Source organism: Streptomyces sp. ST2-7A (genome assembly GCF_021390475.1).
In the GTDB taxonomy this organism is placed as follows: domain Bacteria; phylum Actinomycetota; class Actinomycetes; order Streptomycetales; family Streptomycetaceae; genus Streptomyces.
This window is the reverse complement of sequence record NZ_JAJUWS010000038.1, coordinates 1-16,091: the sequence shown is the minus strand read 5'-3', so window position 1 is coordinate 16,091 and position 16,091 is coordinate 1. Positions and strand designations below refer to the sequence as shown.

Below are 16,091 nucleotides of genomic sequence, written 5' to 3'. Positions count from 1 at the left end.
CGTCTCCATCCATTCCGGAAGGCTCGCCGGGGCGCTCATCGCCACCGCCCGGGGACGGCCCGGTAGGGGCGGGTGATGATCTCCCGGTAGGACAGGTGCTCCGGGTGCCGCCGCAGATGATCGAGCATCCACGAGATCACCGTCTCCCCGTGCTGTACCGGTCCACCCACGGGACCGCGCTCCCCGCATACCGCGCACTCCCCGGCGAAGCCGATCGCCTCCGCGTCCGGCTCCCGATCCGGCTCGATCGTGTACTCCCGGAACCGGAGCGTCGTGCGCCTCATCGCTTGTGTTCCTTCACGCACTCCGGGCAGATCCACGTTGGCATTTCCGTGCCGGCTCCCGGGACTCGCCGTCCGTCGCGGGTCAGTTCGCCACATCCGCCACAGCGGACCAGCGCCCGCACCGGTCGTGTGCCGGGCATGGGGAGGGGTGGCGGGAGATGCGGGATGTTCGGATGAAAAATTCGTGCCGTCTCGCAGGGGTCGGGAATCACACGAGCATCCCCTTCAAGTGTCTTTTCCAAAGGTGTCGAAGAATCCTCGATGCCGGGTGTGAGGCTGTTCGGGTGGGGCGTGGCATCGAGGCTCCGATCACTGCGAGGCGTGAAAACTTTCCTTGAAATACCCATGTCGTGACCTCCGGTGGTCGTGGGAACCGACTCCTGGGAGGATGGCCCCGGCACGATGCCACAAGTACCCCACTCCGGGGTAGCGGCAGGCTATCCACCGGCTTCGCACCATGTGGCGAAGCGGGTCAGTTCCTCCGCGCTGCCGCGTCGCAGTCTGCGCAAAGTGGCCACATCCTCCCGGACCCAGGGGTGCTCTCGAGTGTGCTGGGGGGCAACTCGGCGTGCTGCCTTCAAGGAATCAAATGCCTCTCCGGGTCGGCCCGCCCACAGTTGAGCGCGGGCCAGTTCGATATGGAAAGAGGAATGTCGTTCCGGAAGGGTTCCGGAGGGTGGGCGCCACTCCCGGGAGATTTCGAGAGCCCGGTGGGCGTGTCCGTCCCCGAGGGAGACCGCGAGTGAGATCTCGTGGATACGCAGACTGTGAGGACCGAAGGCCGTACCGTTGTAGACTCCTTCCGGGACGCGATCGGCGAGTTCGCGAGCTTCGCTGATATGTGCCCCTGCGGCGGTCGAATTCCTTGAACGTCCGGCGATGACGGCCGCACGCATATGGAGGGCTCCCAGGGACGCGGTGGAGTCGGCCGTCGTGGGAGACGGTGAGAGATCGATGGCCCGTTCCAGAGCCCGCAAACCGGCTGTGTGGGTCTCGGTCGCGAAAAAGGTTTCGGTGCGTACATACGCGACCATGCCGGCCAGTAGTGGGTCCCCCACTCGGTCCGCAGTCCACCGCATCGTATCGATCAATCTGGCCGAGAGGTCCAGTGCCCGGTGCTTGTAGGCAACTGCGTCGGCGGACCTCAGGGCCATGACGAGTAGCTTTCCTGTCGATTTTCGATCACCGTGAGAAGAGGTGTGAAAAGCACGGAAGAGCTCTTCCAATAGTTCAGGGGCTTGCCTCGAGATCGGAGTGTATCGAGCTGCGAGACGATGGGCGGTCATTTTTTCGACTCTCGCCCTCAGCGCTGATGGTGAGTCGAATGCTCTGTCGTCCGGGTCCTCGTGGCAGGCCAGGATCCCGGACAATTGGCGCATGGCGTGATGCACGCGGGTTTCACCGCGTTCGGGTGTGCCGTGCAGGTGAACCGGATCGATGTGGAGGGCATCGGCGATGCGATCCAGCGTGGATTCGGAAGCACCTCGCTCTCCGCGTTCGATTTTGCGAATGGTGCCCAGCGCGATGCCCGAGGTGTCAGCGAGGCGTTGCTGGGTCAACCGGGCGATACGACGATGATATGCAATGCGTTCGCCAATTCTTGGGGAACGTTCCGAACCCGCCATGCGGACCTCCGAGGGGGGAGTGTCCGAATGGTATCGAACCGAAGTGGCTGTGTGTCCGGAAGCGGTGAACCGTTCTTTCAGCGGAGAGAGGGACGGCCTTCGGTATTCGAGATCAGGGGGATCAGGTCGTGCAGGGAGTCGACGGACCAGTCGGCCGCAGTTCGTACGGCTGGGTCGTCGGCCCACAGGTGCCCCCACGGCCCCCGCCGCAGATGGGCCGTCAACAGGCCTGCCTCTCGTGCCGGATGAATGTCGTTGGCGGGGTGGTCGCCCACGTACAGCACCTGTCCCGGACTCCTTACCCCCGCCAGATCCACCACTTTCCGGAAGAACCCGGGATCCGGCTTCGCCACACCCCACTCCCCGGAGGTCGCCACCACATCCGCCGGAAGGGCGAGGCCGCGCAGCAGCTCACCTGCCCGTACCGTCTGGTTCCCGGCGACCACCACTCGAATCCCGGCCCGACGCATGGCGGTCAGCGCCGGGCGGACATCCTCGTACACATCGCTCTCGTCCAGGTACTCCCCTCGCCCGGCGGTTTCCCGCGCCGTGTATTCGGCGGTCGGGTCGATGTCGGGCCGCAGCAGACGTACCGCGTCGGAGTTGTCCCTGCCCTGCGCGACCACCGCACCGACCAGAGCGGAGAGGGTGTGCCGGGGTACACCGAGCCAATCGGCCCAGGACGACCAGTATCGATCGTCACGGATGAGGGTTTCCCCCACGTCCAGGGCCACGGCACGAATCATGCGGGCAGGGTACTCCGGTGAATGGGCGGCACCGCCCCGGCTGGGGCCTCGGACCCGGACCTTCCGTTCGTCCCTGGTCACCCTCGGGTGCGCGGCGTCGCAGTCCTCGTGCGGGCCCGGCGCGGATGGGCCCGGACATACGCATGAACTCCACTTCATGTGATCACCGATCGCGCAAGGTGGAGTCGATTCCTTCCGGTGAGAGGCAGGAAACCCCGCCCCCACATGCCTGTTCAGGCGGCCGGCACGTCGACACCATAGCCGGCGAGGGGTGAGGTTCCGATCGCCCCACTCCCACCGACCGCACGAGTGGCAGGGGGATCACCGGATTCCGCCGCACCGGTCGTGTTCGGGCCTTCGCGGTGTTGTGCCGGTGTCCTCCCTCGCCCCGGATGCTCACTCCTCGGGTGCGACTGCCCGGCTGCCCGCCCGGCCGGCCGGAGTAAAGTCGTAGGAGAGGCCCTCCGCGGCCCGCGCCCCCGTGGGTCGCGGTTCACGAAGGAGGTCACCATGGGTACCGCGACACGTTCACCCTTCGACGCCGAGACATTGCGTCGGGGCGTCGAAGGCGATCCGAACACCCTCCTGTCGCTCTACGCCGAGGACGCCGAACTGCGCGTCGTGGATCACACCGCGCAACCCAGCCACCCGAGGGTGCTGCACGGACGCGACGAGATCGCCGCCATGCTCGACGACGTGTACAGCCGCGACATGACGCACAAGTTGGAGGAGTGCGTCGTCCAGGGCGATCGCGCGGCTTTCAGCGAGTCCTGCGAGTACTCGGACGGAACCCGGGTCCTCGGCCAGTCGATGATGAGGTTGCGCGACGGCAGGATCACCGACCACACCCTGATCCAGGCGTGGGACGAGCAGTAACGCGAGAGCCGGACAGGCCACGCGGCACGGTTCCGGTCACGCGGGTTCGGGGTTGTGTCGGCGCCGAGGACGCCCGACCCGGATCCCGTTCCGGGACCGACACATGGCCGCCCTCTCGAAGCCTGTGACCCGGCAGTGGGTTCCGTCCCGGGTTCGCCCGTTCGCGATCGGATCGGTGGTGGATCGCTTTTCGCGGAGCCGGCTCGTGTCGGGTTCCGAGGACTTCGCCGACCCACCGTCCTCCGCGATCAGACCTCGCGGACCATGGCGATGTAGCGGTCCCAGTCCCAGTGCGGGCCCGGGCAGACGCGGGCGATACCGGGTATCTCGTTGTGGCCGACGATGTGCTCGCGGTCGCGGGGGATCTCGTACCGATCGCATATCCCGGCCACCAGCCGCGCCGACGAGGCGTACATCTCCTCGGTCAGGTACTCCGGTTGGTCCGCCCAGCCCTCGTGTTCGATGCCGACGCTGCGCTCGTTGAACGGCCGGTCTCCGGTGTGGAAGGCCACGTCCAACTCCCGCGCCAGTTGCGCCACGTGGCCGTCCTCCGAGCGCAGCACGTAGTGCGTCGCCGCACGGTGCGAGGAGTCCTGGAAGACCCGCAGCGTGATCGGGTAGGTGGCCTCCGGCATGTGGATCACCACCCGGTCGATGGGGTAGTCGCGCGGCCGGTTGGCCCGCCGGTAGTTCGCGCTCGCGGCGGGGATCCACTCGGCGCCCGGGTGGTCCACCTCGCCCTCCACACGCGGTTCCAGCCGCCCCGAGTACCGCCACCACAGGCGGCCCAGCTCCTCACGGCCCGCGTAGGCCGCGCCCGCCCCGGCCACCACGGCGGCGCCGCCGATCAGCAGTCCGCGCCGGCTCGGCCCGGCCGGCGGTCGGTGTTCGCCGGCCGCCGGGTCGTCCCCGCGCGTGCCGTCGGGGCGCGGGTCACCCGCTCCGCCGCCGTACGGGTTCCGCGTGGGGTCCTGACCGGTCCAGTTCATTTCTCCTCCGGCTGGAAGAACGCCGTCGGCAGGCGGACGGTTCCGTTCCGGAACGTAGAATCGGCATCACCATGCCGTATCTCGACCACGCCGCCACCACCCCCATGCTGCCCGAGGCCATCGCCGCGATGACCGAACAGCTGGCGCTGGTCGGCAACGCATCCGCGCTGCACGCCGCCGGCCGGCGGGCCCGGCGCACGGTCGAGGAGGCGCGCGAACGCATCGCCGCCGCCCTCGGCGCCCGCCCCGGCGAGGTGGTCTTCACCGCCGGCGGCACCGAGGCCGACAACCTGGCGGTCAAGGGCCTGTACTGGGCCCGCCGGGACGCCGACCCGCGCCGCGTCCGCGTGCTCGCCAGCCCGGTGGAGCACCACGCCGTCCTCGATCCCGTGCACTGGCTCGCCGACCACGAGGGCGCCGTCGTGGAGTGGCTGCCCGTGGACGCCGTGGGCCGGGTGCACCCCGACGCGCTGCGCGAGGCGATCGGGCGGAACCCCGACGACGTGGCGTTGATCACCGTCATGTGGGCCAACAACGAGATCGGCACCATCCAGCCGATCGCCGAGCCGGCCGCGATCGCCGCCGAGCACGGCATCCCGCTGCACTCCGACGCCGTGCAGGCGGTCGGACAGATTCCGGTTGACTTCGCCGCCTCCGGCGTCGCCGCGCTCACCGTCTCCGGGCACAAGATCGGTGGGCCGCCCGGTGTCGGGGCCCTGGTGCTGGGCCGCGACTGGACCCCCACCCCCGTGCTGCACGGGGGTGGCCAGGAGCGCGACGTGCGCTCCGGCACCCTCGACGTCCCGGCCGCGGCCGGGTTCGCGGTCGCCGCCGACCTGGCCGTGGCCCGTCGCGCCGACTTCGCGCGGGACATCGGCGCGCTGCGGGACGAGCTGATCGACGCCGTGCGCGCCGCCGTGCCCGACGCCGTGCTCGGTGGGGACCCCGACCCGGCCGGCCGCCTCCCGGCCAACGCGCACTTCGCCTTTCCCGGATGCGAGGGCGACTCCCTGCTGCTCCTGCTGGACGCCGCTGGTATCGAGTGTTCCACCGGCTCCGCCTGCACCGCCGGCATCGCCCAGCCCAGCCACGTCGTGCTGGCCACCGGCGCCGACCGGGAGCTGGCGCGCGGCACGTTGCGCTTCTCCCTGGGGCACACCTCGGTCCGGGAGGATGTCAAGGCGCTCGCCGAGGCGATCGGCCCGGCCGTCGAACGTGCCCGGGGCGCCGGCCTGTCCTGACGGTCGGGTGCGACTCCGGTCGTCCGCCCGGCCGGGCCGGGGGCGCCGGACGGTGTCGGATCGCACCGTGCCGGGCCGGGGGCGCCGGACGGCGCGGTCCCGGGCCCGACCGGTCGTCTCCCACCGTTGTCGTGCCGAACAGCCGCGGCCGGCACCGGTCGGCATCCGTCGGGCCGGACCCGCGCCGGCCACCCGGGGACGGAGCCGCCACCGCCCCGCCGGGGCGGGCACGCCGGGCCCGTACCCTGGAGGGCGTGATGACCCCAGCCCCCCGTCTGCGCGTGCTCGCCGCCATGTCCGGCGGCGTGGACTCCGCCGTCGCCGCCGCCCGGGCCGCCGAGGCCGGGCACGACGTCACCGGTGTGCACCTCGCGCTCTCCGCGAACCCCCAGTCCTTCCGCACCGGTGCCCGGGGCTGCTGCACGATCGAGGACTCCCGAGACGCCCGCCGGGCCGCCGATGTCATCGGCATCCCCTTCTACATCTGGGACATGGCCGAGCGGTTCCGCGCCGAGGTGGTGGACGACTTCGTGGCCGAATACCGCGCCGGCCGCACCCCCAACCCCTGCCTGCGCTGCAACGAGAAGATCAAGTTCGCGGCCCTGCTCGACAAGGCCCTCGCCCTGGGCTTCGACGCGGTGTGCACCGGTCACTACGCCACGATCGTCACCGGCGTCGACGGGCGCCGTGAACTGCACCGTGCCTCCGACCAGGCCAAGGACCAGTCCTACGTGCTCGGCGTGCTGGACGAGCGGCAGCTCGCGCACGCCCTGTTCCCGCTCGGGGACACCCTCACCACCAAGGACGAGATCCGCGCCGAGGCCGAGCGGCGCGGTCTGGCCGTCGCGGCCAAGCCCGACAGCCACGACATCTGCTTCATCGCCGACGGCGACACCCGGGGTTTCCTCGCGAACCGCCTGGGCACCGCCGAGGGCGACATCCTCGACGAGGACGGCAACCGGGTCGGCTCCCACGACGGTGCCACCGGCTTCACCGTCGGTCAGCGCAAGGGGCTGCGCATCGGCCGGCCCGCCCCCGACGGCCGCCCCCGGTACGTGCTGGACATCTCCCCGGTGAACAACACCGTCACCGTCGGTCCCGCGGAGGCGCTGGAGATCGCCGAGCTGACGGCGATCCGTCCGCGCTGGTGCGGCACCCCGCCGAGCGGGCCGGGCGCCTACACCGCCCAGCTGCGGGCCCACGGCGAGGAGGTGCCGGTCACCGCCGAACCGGTGGACGGGGAACTGCGGGTGCGGTTCGAGCGGCCGGTGCGCGGTGTGGCGCCGGGGCAGGCCGTCGTCCTGTACGACGGGGCCCGGGTCGTCGGCTCGGGAACCATCGCGACCACCACCCGCGCCCGGGCCGCCGCCGGCTGAGGCCGCCGGCCCGGGCGGGACCCGGGGCCGCCGGCGTGCGCGTGCGGTCGTGCCGCACGGGGACCCCGCCCCGTCCCGTCGGGGACCCGGTCGCCGGGCGGCGGCCGGGTCGGGGCCCTCGGGGCGCCGCTCCTCACCTCCCGTCGGGCAGCGGCAGCCGGGCGTTGGCGAGCACACCGATCGCCTCCCGGGCGGCGGTCACCCGGTCCGGGTCGATGTCGGTGACCAGCAGGCCCGGTTCGGCACCCAGCCGGGCGTGCACGGCGCCGAACGGATCCACGACGAGGCTGTGCCCCACCCCGGTGGGCGCCCGCCCCGTCTCCGCGCCGACGGAGAGCGGGTCGGCCTGGTCGCAGGCGGTCACCCAGCACCCGCTGTCCAGGGCCCGGGCGCGGGCCAGCACCTCCCACTGCTCGACCTTGCCCGTCCCCGCGCCCCAGGAGGCGGGGACCACGATCAGTTGGGCCCCGTCCCCCGCCAACTTCCGGAACAGTTCGGGGAACCGGATGTCGTAGCAGGTGGCGAAGCCGATCCGCAGGCCGTCCACCTCCACGACCACCGTGTGGTCGCCGGGCGCCACGCGGTCGGACTCCCGGAAGCCGAAGGCGTCGTAGAGGTGCAGCTTGTCGTACCGGGTGTCCACCCCGGCGCCGGTGATCAGCAGGGTGTTGCGCACCCGACCGTCGGGGGTGGGGGTGAACATCCCCGCCACGATCAGCAGCCCGGTGCGTTCGGCGACCTTCCGCACACCGTCGGCCCAGGGGCCGTCCAGCGGTTCGGCGACCGGTTCGAGCGGGACGCCGAAACGCACCATGGCGGCCTCGGGAAGCACGAGGAGCCGCGCACCCGCCTCCTCGGCCTCCTCGGCCCGTTCGGCGAGCAGCGCGAGGTTCCCGGCGGGGTCGGTGCCGGACAGCGTCTGGGCGAGCGCGATGCGCATGGTGCTCCCGGATGGTGGTCGGCGGATCGGGGAGGTCCGGGTCGGGGCCTCCCCCCGCATTATCCCCGTCGGAGCCCATCCCCGAGGTGCCCCGGGTCGGCGGTGTCGGAGAGGCCGGAGAGATACGTGCCGCCGGGCAGGTGACCCGAACACCCGCCTGAATTCGGCGAGTTGTGATCCCCTGAGCGGGTGGAAGCCATCTGGACCAGTGTCGTGGCGGTCGTCGGAACGCTGCTCGGCGTGGTGGTCACCCACCACTTCCAGCGCCGCGCGACCGTGCGCGGTGAGGAGTTCGCGCGCTCCGAGGCGCTGCGTCAGGAGCGCATCGCGACCTACAGCGCCTTCGCCGCCGCCGTGGAGGAGTACCGACGGGGCCAGGCCGACCGGTGGTACGGCAGTCGGCGCGACCCCGGGGGCCCGGAGTACATCGCCGTCCGGGACCGGGCCCACCACCTGCGGACGGCCGCCCGCCAGGCCCTCTACCGGGTCAAGCTGCTCACCGTCGACGCCGAGGTCGTCCTCGCCGCCGACCGTGCCTACGTCAACACGCGGGAGATCTCCACCGCCACGGAGGAGGACGGGCACCGGGAGCGCGACCGGGAGTCCCGCGAGGCGATCGAGGCATTCGTCACCCGCGCCTCCCCCCTGGTGCGCTGAGGCCGGCCGGATCCGGCCGCCCCCGCCGGTGGGCGGGGGTAACGTCGGCGGGTGTGACCGGGAGCACCGAGAACACCGAAGCCGGGGCCGCGCCGGACGGCCCGCCGTCCACCGTGCGGACGGTGTACGACACCGTCGCCGAGGAGTACGCCGACCTGCTCGCCGACCAGTTGGCCGGCCAACCCCTGGACCGCGCGGTGCTCGCCGCCTTCGCCGACCTCGTGCGGGCGGCGGACCCCGGGCCGGTCACCGACCTCGGCTGCGGGACCGGCCGGGTCACCGCCCACCTGCGCGACCTCGGTGTGGACGTCTTCGGCGTCGATCTGTCGCCGGGCATGATCGCGGTCGCCCGCCGCCGGCATCCGGGCCTCCGTTTCGAGGTGGGTTCGATGACCGACACCGGTCTTCCGGACGGCTCCCTCGGCGGGGTCCTCGCCTGGTACTCCACCGTCCACACCCCGCCGGCCGACCTGCCCAGGGTGTTCGCGGAGTTCCGGCGGGTCCTCGCGCCCGGTGGCCGGATGCTGCTCGGCTTCAAGGTCTCCGGGGAGGCGGGGGGAGAGGTGCGGCGATTGGAGCGGGCCTACGGCCACGAGGTCCGTCTGGAGGTGCACCGGACGCACCCCGACCGGATGGCCGCCCTCACGGGGGAGGCCGGGCTGTCCGAGGAGGCGCGATGGATCCGCGAACCGGACCCGACCGACGGTCCCCGGGCGGGCCGGCAGGGTTTCCTCCTCACCCGACGTCCGGCCGACGGGGATCCGTGAGCGGCGGAGCGCGGACCGACGCCGCCGAACGGGTGGGTGACCCGTGCTCCTCCGGAGGGCGGTCGCCGGGGGATCGGCGCCGTGCGACACCATGGCGGCATGGCAACCCACGTGATCACCGGTGCCGGATCCGGCATCGGCGCCACCCTGACCGAACGGCTCGTGGAGCGCGGTGACGAGCTGTGGCTCTGGGCCCGGGACACCGCCCGTGCCGACGAGCTGCGCGAGCGCTTCCCCGGCGCCCGCACCCTCGCCTGCGACCTCGCGCACCCGGACCGCATGGAACGGGCGCTGGCCGAGCAGGAACTGCCCGACCGGGTCGACGGACTGATCCACAGCGCCGGTGCCGTGGACCTGAGGCCGATCGCCGAACTCAGGGTCGCGACCTGGCAGGCGGCCCTGAACGTCAACCTCACCTCTCCCGCCGAGATCACCCGGCTCCTGCTGCCCGCCCTGCGTCGTGCCGCCGGGCACGTCGTCTTCGTCAACTCCGGTGCGGGGCTGCGGGCCAACCCGCACTGGGCCGCCTACGCCGCGAGCAAGCACGGCCTCAAGGCGCTCGCCGACGCGCTGCGCGCCGAGGAGCGCGAGCACGGGGTGCGGGTGACCTCCGTGTACCCCGGTCGCACCGCCACCCCGATGCAGGAGCGGGTGCATCGGCTGGAGGGGCGGGAGTACGACGCGGGGGAGTGGATGCCGCCGACCGCCGTGGCCGAGACGATCCTGATGGCCCTGGACCTGCCGCGGCCGGCGGAGGTTCTGGACCTGAGCGTGCGCCCCGGACCCTGACCCCGGTCACCGGACCCCGCACTCCGCCCCCGGACCCGGACCCGCCCCCGGCCCCCGAACTTCCGAACCCGACCTCCGGACGGGCGCCGGGTCCCGGGGCCGGCTCCGTCGGCCCCCTTCCCGCCCGAGCGGGGCCGTCGACCCGCCGGGCCGCCCCGCGGCGGCGGCACACCCCGCCGACCTCATAGGATCTCGGCTCGTGAACGCCGCCGCCGCACCCGGGACCGCACCGGGCACCGCCACCGACACCGCCGACGGGGACGGGGGGTCGTTCGACCCCCGTCCCTGGGGTTCGGCCGCCGCCACCGGCATCGGCTCGATGCCGGGCACGGACGTCCGGGAGACCGCCCGGATGGTGCTGGAGACCCTTCCCGCGCTGCCGTTCCTCCCCGAGCTGCCCGCCCGGGGCCCCGGCGCCGACATGCTCGGCCGCACCATCGGCCTGCTGCCCGACCTGCACGCCCGGGTGGAACCCAGCGGCTGGCGGATCGCCGACCGCCCCGGTCGCGACTCGCGCCGTGCCCGGGACCGGTTCTCGGAGGACCTGGACACCCTGGAGGAGTTCACCCAGGGGTGGTCCGGAGCACTCAAGGTCTCGGTGGTCGGCCCCTGGACGCTGGCCGCGACCCTGGAGCGGCGCAACGGCGAGGCGATGGTCGGCGACCACGGCGCCCGCCGCGATCTGGTCGCCGCGCTGGCCGAGACCGCGGGGGAGCTGGTGGGAACCCTGCGTCGGCGCGTCCCGGGCGCGAGCCCCGTGCTGCAACTCGACGAGCCCTCCGTGGTGTCGGTGCTGACCGGCCGGGTGCCGACCGCCAGCGGGTACCGCACCCACCGGGCGGTGGATCGGCAGGAGGTCGAGGAGGGCCTGCGGCGGGTGATCGACGCGGCCGGGGTCCCGGTCGTCGTCCACAGCTGCGCGCCGGAGGTGCCCTTCGCCCTGCTGCGCCGGGCCGGCGCACACGGCGTCTCCTTCGACCTCTCCCTGATCACGGAACGCGAGTACGACGCCGTGGCGGAGAGCGTGGAGGCGGGCACCACCCTCTTCATCGGTGTCCTGCCCGGCGACGGCGCGGATCCCACCGAGTTGTCGGACCCCGGCGCTACCGTCATGGGAGTCAGGTCGCTCTGGCGCAACCCGGGGTTGCCACCGGCGCTCCTTCCGGAGTTGGTGGTGGTGACCCCGGCGTGTGGTCTGGCGGGTGCCTCCCCGGCGTACGCCCGGGCCGCGCTCGCCCACTGCGTCCGGGCCGCCCGATCCCTTGCCGACAACCCCGAGTGACGGGAGAGCCGACCGTGACCGGTGCCGAAGACCGAGTGGACACCCCGCCGACCCCCGGCAGCGAGGGGGACGCGGCGGCGTCTCCGGCCACCGACGCGGGTGCGTCCTCCCTCGACGCGGCCGCCGCCGGCGCGGCCACGCCCCCGGAGGCCCGCGAGCGGCACGCCCGCCTCGCCGAGCAGGTGGAGGAGCACCGCTTCCGCTACTACGTGGAGACCCCGATCATCAGCGACGCCGCCTTCGACGCGCTGATGATCGGGTTGAAGGAGTTGGAGGAGGCGTATCCGGAGCTGCGCACCCCCGACTCCCCGACCCAGCGCGTGGCCGGCAGCTACGAGACCGAGTTCACCTCCGTCGAGCACCGCGAGCGGATGCTGTCGCTGGACAACGCCTTCGACGACGAGGAGCTGTCGGCCTGGGCGGACCGGGTGGCCGAGGAGCTGCGGGGCATCCGGTACCACTACCTGTGCGAGCTGAAGGTGGACGGCCTGGCGGTCAACCTCACCTACGAACACGGCCGGTTGACCCGGGCCACCACCCGGGGCGACGGCCGTACCGGCGAGGACATCACCCCCAACGTCCGCACCATCGGGGAGATCCCGCTGCGCCTGGAGGGGGAGCGGATCCCGGAGCTGGTGGAGATCCGCGGCGAGGTCTTCTTCTCCATGGAGCGCTTTCAGGAGTTGAACGAGCGCCTGGTGCGGGCCGGCGAGAAGCCCTTCGCCAACCCGCGCAACGCGGCGGCCGGTTCGCTGCGGCAGAAGGACCCCCGGGTCACCGCCGGCCGACCGCTGCAGATGGTCGTGCACGGCATCGGCGCCCGCGAGGGCTTCGCCATCGACCGGCTCTCGCACGCCTACGACCTGCTGAAGGAGTGGGGCCTGCCGACGGCCCGGGCCGCCCGGGTGGTGGAGACCCCGCGGGAGGTCCGCGAATTCATCGCGTACTACGGCGAGCACCGGCACTCGGTGGAGCACGAGATCGACGGCGTGGTCGTCAAGGTCGACGAGATCCCGCTCCAGGGCCGGATGGGCAGCACCTCGCGGGCGCCGCGCTGGGCGATCGCCTGGAAGTACCCGCCGGAGGAGGTCAACACCCGCCTGCTGGACATCCGGGTCGGCGTGGGCCGCACCGGCCGGGTCACCCCGTACGCGGTGGTGGAGCCGGTGACCGTGGCCGGCTCGGAGGTGGAGTTCGCCACCCTGCACAACCAGGACGTGGTCAAGGCCAAGGGTGTGCTGATCGGTGACACGGTGGCGCTGCGCAAGGCGGGGGACGTCATCCCCGAGATCCTGGGTCCGGTCGCCGATCTGCGGGACGGCACCGAGCGGGAGTTCGTCATGCCCGTCGACTGTCCCGAGTGCGGCACGCCGCTGCAGGCCATGAAGGAGGGGGATGTGGACCGGCGTTGTCCCAACGCCCGCTCCTGTCCGGCCCAGTTGCGGGAGCGGCTGTTCTACCTGGCGGGACGCAAATGTCTGGACATCGACCACTTCGGGTACGTCGCGGCCACCGCGCTGACCCAGCCGCTGGAGCCGGCCGAGCCGCCGCTGCGCGACGAGGGCGGCCTGTTCGACCTGCGGTTGGAGGAGTTGCTGCCGATCCGCACCCACGTGCTGGACATGGACACCGGCCTGCCCAAGCGGGACCCGGAGACCGGCGAGCCGAAGGTGGTCAGCTTCTTCGCCACCAAGGAGGGTGAACCGAAGAAGAACACCCTGGGGATGCTGGAGGCCATCGACAAGGCCCGGGACAGTCCCCTGGACCGGATCCTCACCGGGCTGTCCATCCGACACGTCGGGCCGGTCGCGGCCCGCGAACTGGCCCGGGAGTTCCGCTCGATCGACCGCATCGCGGAGGCGGACGAGGAGGAGTTGGCGGCCGTCGAGGGTGTCGGGCCGACGGTGGCCGCCTCGGTGAAGGAGTGGTTCGCCGAGCCGTGGCGGCGCGAGATCGTCGAGCGCTGGCGGGCCGCCGGGGTGCGCATGGCCGAGGAGGGCGGGGAGGAGGTCGGTCCCCGACCGCTGGAGGGCGTCACGGTCGTGGTCACCGGCACCCTGGCGCGGTGGACCCGGGACGGTGCCAAGGAGGCGTTGCAGGGGCTCGGCGCCAAGGTGACCGGCTCGGTGTCGAAGAAGACCGGCTTCGTGGTGGTGGGGGAGAACCCCGGATCGAAGTACGACAAGGCCGTGCAGGCCAAGGTGCCGGTGTTGGACGAGGACGGGTTCGCGGTCCTGCTGGAGCGGGGGCCGGACGCCGCCCGCGAGGTGGCGACCATCGGCGAGCCGGAGGTCCCCGCGCCCGGGGCGGAGACGGCGGGCGCCGGATAGCCGTGCTCGCCCGGTGACGTGACCGATGGCGGGGTGACGGACGGTCCGTGCCGACCCCGGGGCGCCCCTTTCCGACGGAAGGGGGCGCCCCGGCGCGTCTCGCCCCGGCGCGTCTCGCCCCGGTGCGTCTCGCCCCGGCGCGTCTCGCCCCGGCGCGTCTCGGGACGGCGCGTCTCGGGACGGGGCGGTCGGGACGGGGAGCGGCCGTCGCTGACCGGTGGGCGGTTTCGGGTCCCGAACGGGAACGGGCCCCGGGCCCGGGCGGTTCCGGGCGCGGGTGGCGGCCGAGCCGTTCCCACCGGAGCCCTCCGGGTCCCCGCCCGGGGCCCGGACATCGGCCCCGTTCCCCTGGCGGCCGCCGCCCCGCCCGATCGGTGGAGTCGGTATGGACGAGGGTGGTCCTCCGGGGCGCGACTCCCTGTCGGGAGACGCGCCCCACTCCCCGATGTCCGGACCGCCCCCTCGCGGACACATCGGGTCGTGTCGGCCGAAGGCACCGATCGCTCTCCCCCGGAGCGGTGGATTCAGGTGTCGAAATCTTCGAAGTGTCTCCGGAATATTTCCGGAAAATTTCCAGCCCATCGTTCCGGTTGACGATCATGTGACGGCGGATCAGTGGGCACTCCGGCTCGGCGTCGTTCTTTAGAACCGCTCTGAACTGCGAGAATGCTCTCCTCGTCGGGCTTTACTCCCGCCGAAATCCTCGAAATATTTCCGTGAACTGTTGACAACTATCGGAGTCGACTCAACACTAACGCCATCGAAGACACCCCACAGTCATCGATTCGGAACACTTCCCGTGCTCCGATCCACCGGTCGCCGCACCTGTGTCGACCGGGCAACCCCCCACTGTCGTCGTGCGATGCCGACGCACGGTGCCCGCTTCCCCGGGCACCGACGCGCCGTCGGCTCCGTGTGACGTCGCCCGGGCTTCTCCACCGGCCTTCACAAGGAGGAAGCACGCACATGAACGGCAACCCCACCCGTCCGACGCGCCGCATCGGCGGCCGTTTCGGACGGTCGAGAATCCGCGGAAACGGGCGTATCCGCCTGCTCATCGCCGGCGTCTGCGCCGCGCTGGTGGCCACGGTGATGCTCCCGATGGGCTCCGCCCACGCCAACCCCATCAACTCGAACCAGACCGGCACCCACGGCGGGTACTTCTACTCGTTCTGGACCGACGGCGGCGGGTCGGTCTCCATGAACATGGGATCCGGCGGCAACTACAGCACCTCGTGGACCAACACCGGTAACTTCGTGCTCGGCAAGGGCTGGCGCACCGGCAGCCGGATGAGCGTGAACTACTCGGGCACCTTCAACCCCTCCGGCAACGCCTACCTGGCTCTTTACGGCTGGGCGAGGAACCCGCTGGTGGAGTACTACATCGTCGACAACTGGGGCACCTACCGGCCCACCGGCACCTTCAAGGGCACGGTGACCAGCGACGGCGGCACCTACGACATCTACGAGACGACGCGGTACAACTCCCCCTCGATCGACGGCACCCAGACCTTCAAGCAGTACTGGAGCGTCCGGCAGTCCAAGCGGACCGGCGGCACCATCACCACCGGTAACCACTTCGACGCGTGGGCCCGGAACGGAATGCCCCTCGGGAACCACGATTACATGATCATGGCGACCGAGGGTTACCAGAGCAGCGGCAGCTCCAACATCACCGTGGGCGGCACCGGCGGCGGTACCGGAGGGAACACCGGGGGCAACACCGGAGGTAACACCGGTGGCGGCGGGAACAACGGCTGCACCGCGACGCTGTCGGCCGGGGACCGGTGGGACGACCGGTACAACCTCAACGTCTCGGTCTCCGGATCCAGTAACTGGACCGTGACGATGAACGTGCCACAACCGGCATCGATCATCGCCACCTGGAACGTCAGCGCCAACTGGCCCAGTTCACAGGTGATGACCGCCAGGCCCAACGGGAACGGCAACAACTTCGGCGTCACCATCAGACACAACGGCAACCACACCTGGCCAACGGTCTCCTGTAGTACGAATTAGCACCCGCACCACCCGCACCACCCGCACCACCCGCACCGGCAACACCCGTGGCGCGGCGACTCCCCCTGGCCCCCCCACCGGAGGGACCTCGTCGACAACCCGCTGTGCGTTCTGGCGGCCTGCGCCCACCTCGTCCTCACACGGGCCCTGCTGTGGATCTGCCACGCCCC

14 protein-coding genes are annotated in these 16,091 nt (G+C 71.8%); 9 read left to right on the top strand and 5 right to left on the bottom strand.

The window, feature by feature from the left end; genetic code table 11:
- Positions 1-35: 35 nt before the first annotated feature.
- From LZF96_RS20330 to LZF96_RS20320, 3 genes are all read right to left on the bottom strand, one after another.
- Positions 36-284 carry a hypothetical protein gene (locus tag LZF96_RS20330; protein ID WP_233874780.1) on the bottom strand — a complete coding sequence of 83 codons (249 nt, stop codon included), beginning with the start codon at positions 282-284 and terminating at the stop codon, positions 36-38.
- 437 nt (positions 285-721) lie between these two features.
- Positions 722-1,909: a helix-turn-helix domain-containing protein gene (locus LZF96_RS20325; protein ID WP_233874778.1), complete on the bottom strand. Its 1,188-nt coding sequence runs from the start codon at positions 1,907-1,909 to the stop codon at positions 722-724.
- 77 nt (positions 1,910-1,986) lie between these two features.
- Positions 1,987-2,655, bottom strand: a complete 669-nt coding sequence (locus tag LZF96_RS20320) for an HAD family hydrolase (protein WP_233874776.1) — start codon at positions 2,653-2,655, stop codon at positions 1,987-1,989.
- Positions 2,656-3,165: 510 nt separating this feature from the next.
- Here LZF96_RS20320 and LZF96_RS20315 point away from each other — a divergent pair.
- Complete coding sequence (locus LZF96_RS20315) at positions 3,166-3,531, top strand: nuclear transport factor 2 family protein (RefSeq protein WP_233874774.1); 366 nt, start codon at positions 3,166-3,168, stop codon at positions 3,529-3,531.
- A 248-nt stretch (positions 3,532-3,779) separates the two neighbouring features.
- Here LZF96_RS20315 and LZF96_RS20310 read toward each other — a convergent pair whose 3' ends face one another.
- The gene (locus LZF96_RS20310) at positions 3,780-4,520 is read right to left on the bottom strand and encodes an N-acetylmuramoyl-L-alanine amidase (RefSeq protein ID WP_233874771.1); all 741 of its coding nucleotides are present in this window, start codon (positions 4,518-4,520) and stop codon (positions 3,780-3,782) included.
- 71 nt (positions 4,521-4,591) lie between these two features.
- On the opposite strand from LZF96_RS20310, the gene LZF96_RS20305 reads away from it, so the two are divergent.
- Positions 4,592-5,761: a cysteine desulfurase family protein gene (locus tag LZF96_RS20305; protein WP_233874768.1), complete on the top strand. Its 1,170-nt coding sequence runs from the start codon at positions 4,592-4,594 to the stop codon at positions 5,759-5,761.
- Between the two features lie 257 nt (positions 5,762-6,018).
- Positions 6,019-7,137, top strand: coding sequence for a tRNA 2-thiouridine(34) synthase MnmA (gene mnmA / locus LZF96_RS20300; RefSeq protein ID WP_233874765.1), 1,119 nt, complete (start codon positions 6,019-6,021; stop codon positions 7,135-7,137).
- A gap of 133 nt (positions 7,138-7,270) precedes the next feature.
- Here the strand turns inward: mnmA and LZF96_RS20295 are convergent, their stop codons facing one another.
- Entirely contained in the window at positions 7,271-8,077 is an 807-nt protein-coding gene (locus LZF96_RS20295) for a carbon-nitrogen hydrolase family protein (RefSeq protein ID WP_233874762.1), read from the bottom strand.
- A gap of 189 nt (positions 8,078-8,266) precedes the next feature.
- Between LZF96_RS20295 and LZF96_RS20290 the strand changes: the two genes are divergently transcribed.
- The 6 genes from LZF96_RS20290 (at position 8,267) to LZF96_RS20265 (ending at position 15,921) form a co-directional block, all read left to right on the top strand.
- The gene (locus LZF96_RS20290) at positions 8,267-8,734 is read left to right on the top strand and encodes a hypothetical protein (protein WP_233874759.1); all 468 of its coding nucleotides are present in this window, start codon (positions 8,267-8,269) and stop codon (positions 8,732-8,734) included.
- Positions 8,735-8,787: 53 nt separating this feature from the next.
- The gene (locus LZF96_RS20285; RefSeq protein ID WP_233874755.1) at positions 8,788-9,501 is read left to right on the top strand and encodes a class I SAM-dependent methyltransferase; all 714 of its coding nucleotides are present in this window, start codon (positions 8,788-8,790) and stop codon (positions 9,499-9,501) included.
- Positions 9,502-9,600: 99 nt separating this feature from the next.
- Positions 9,601-10,290 carry an SDR family oxidoreductase gene (locus tag LZF96_RS20280; RefSeq protein WP_233874752.1) on the top strand — a complete coding sequence of 230 codons (690 nt, stop codon included), beginning with the start codon at positions 9,601-9,603 and terminating at the stop codon, positions 10,288-10,290.
- 319 nt (positions 10,291-10,609) lie between these two features.
- Positions 10,610-11,572, top strand: a complete 963-nt coding sequence (locus tag LZF96_RS20275; protein ID WP_233874950.1) for a methionine synthase — start codon at positions 10,610-10,612, stop codon at positions 11,570-11,572.
- A 14-nt stretch (positions 11,573-11,586) separates the two neighbouring features.
- A complete protein-coding gene (gene ligA, locus LZF96_RS20270; protein ID WP_308294247.1) occupies positions 11,587-13,902 on the top strand; it encodes an NAD-dependent DNA ligase LigA in 2,316 nt (771 codons plus the stop codon).
- A gap of 966 nt (positions 13,903-14,868) precedes the next feature.
- Complete coding sequence (locus LZF96_RS20265) at positions 14,869-15,921, top strand: glycoside hydrolase family 11 protein (RefSeq protein WP_233874749.1); 1,053 nt, start codon at positions 14,869-14,871, stop codon at positions 15,919-15,921.
- Positions 15,922-16,091 lie beyond the last annotated feature (170 nt).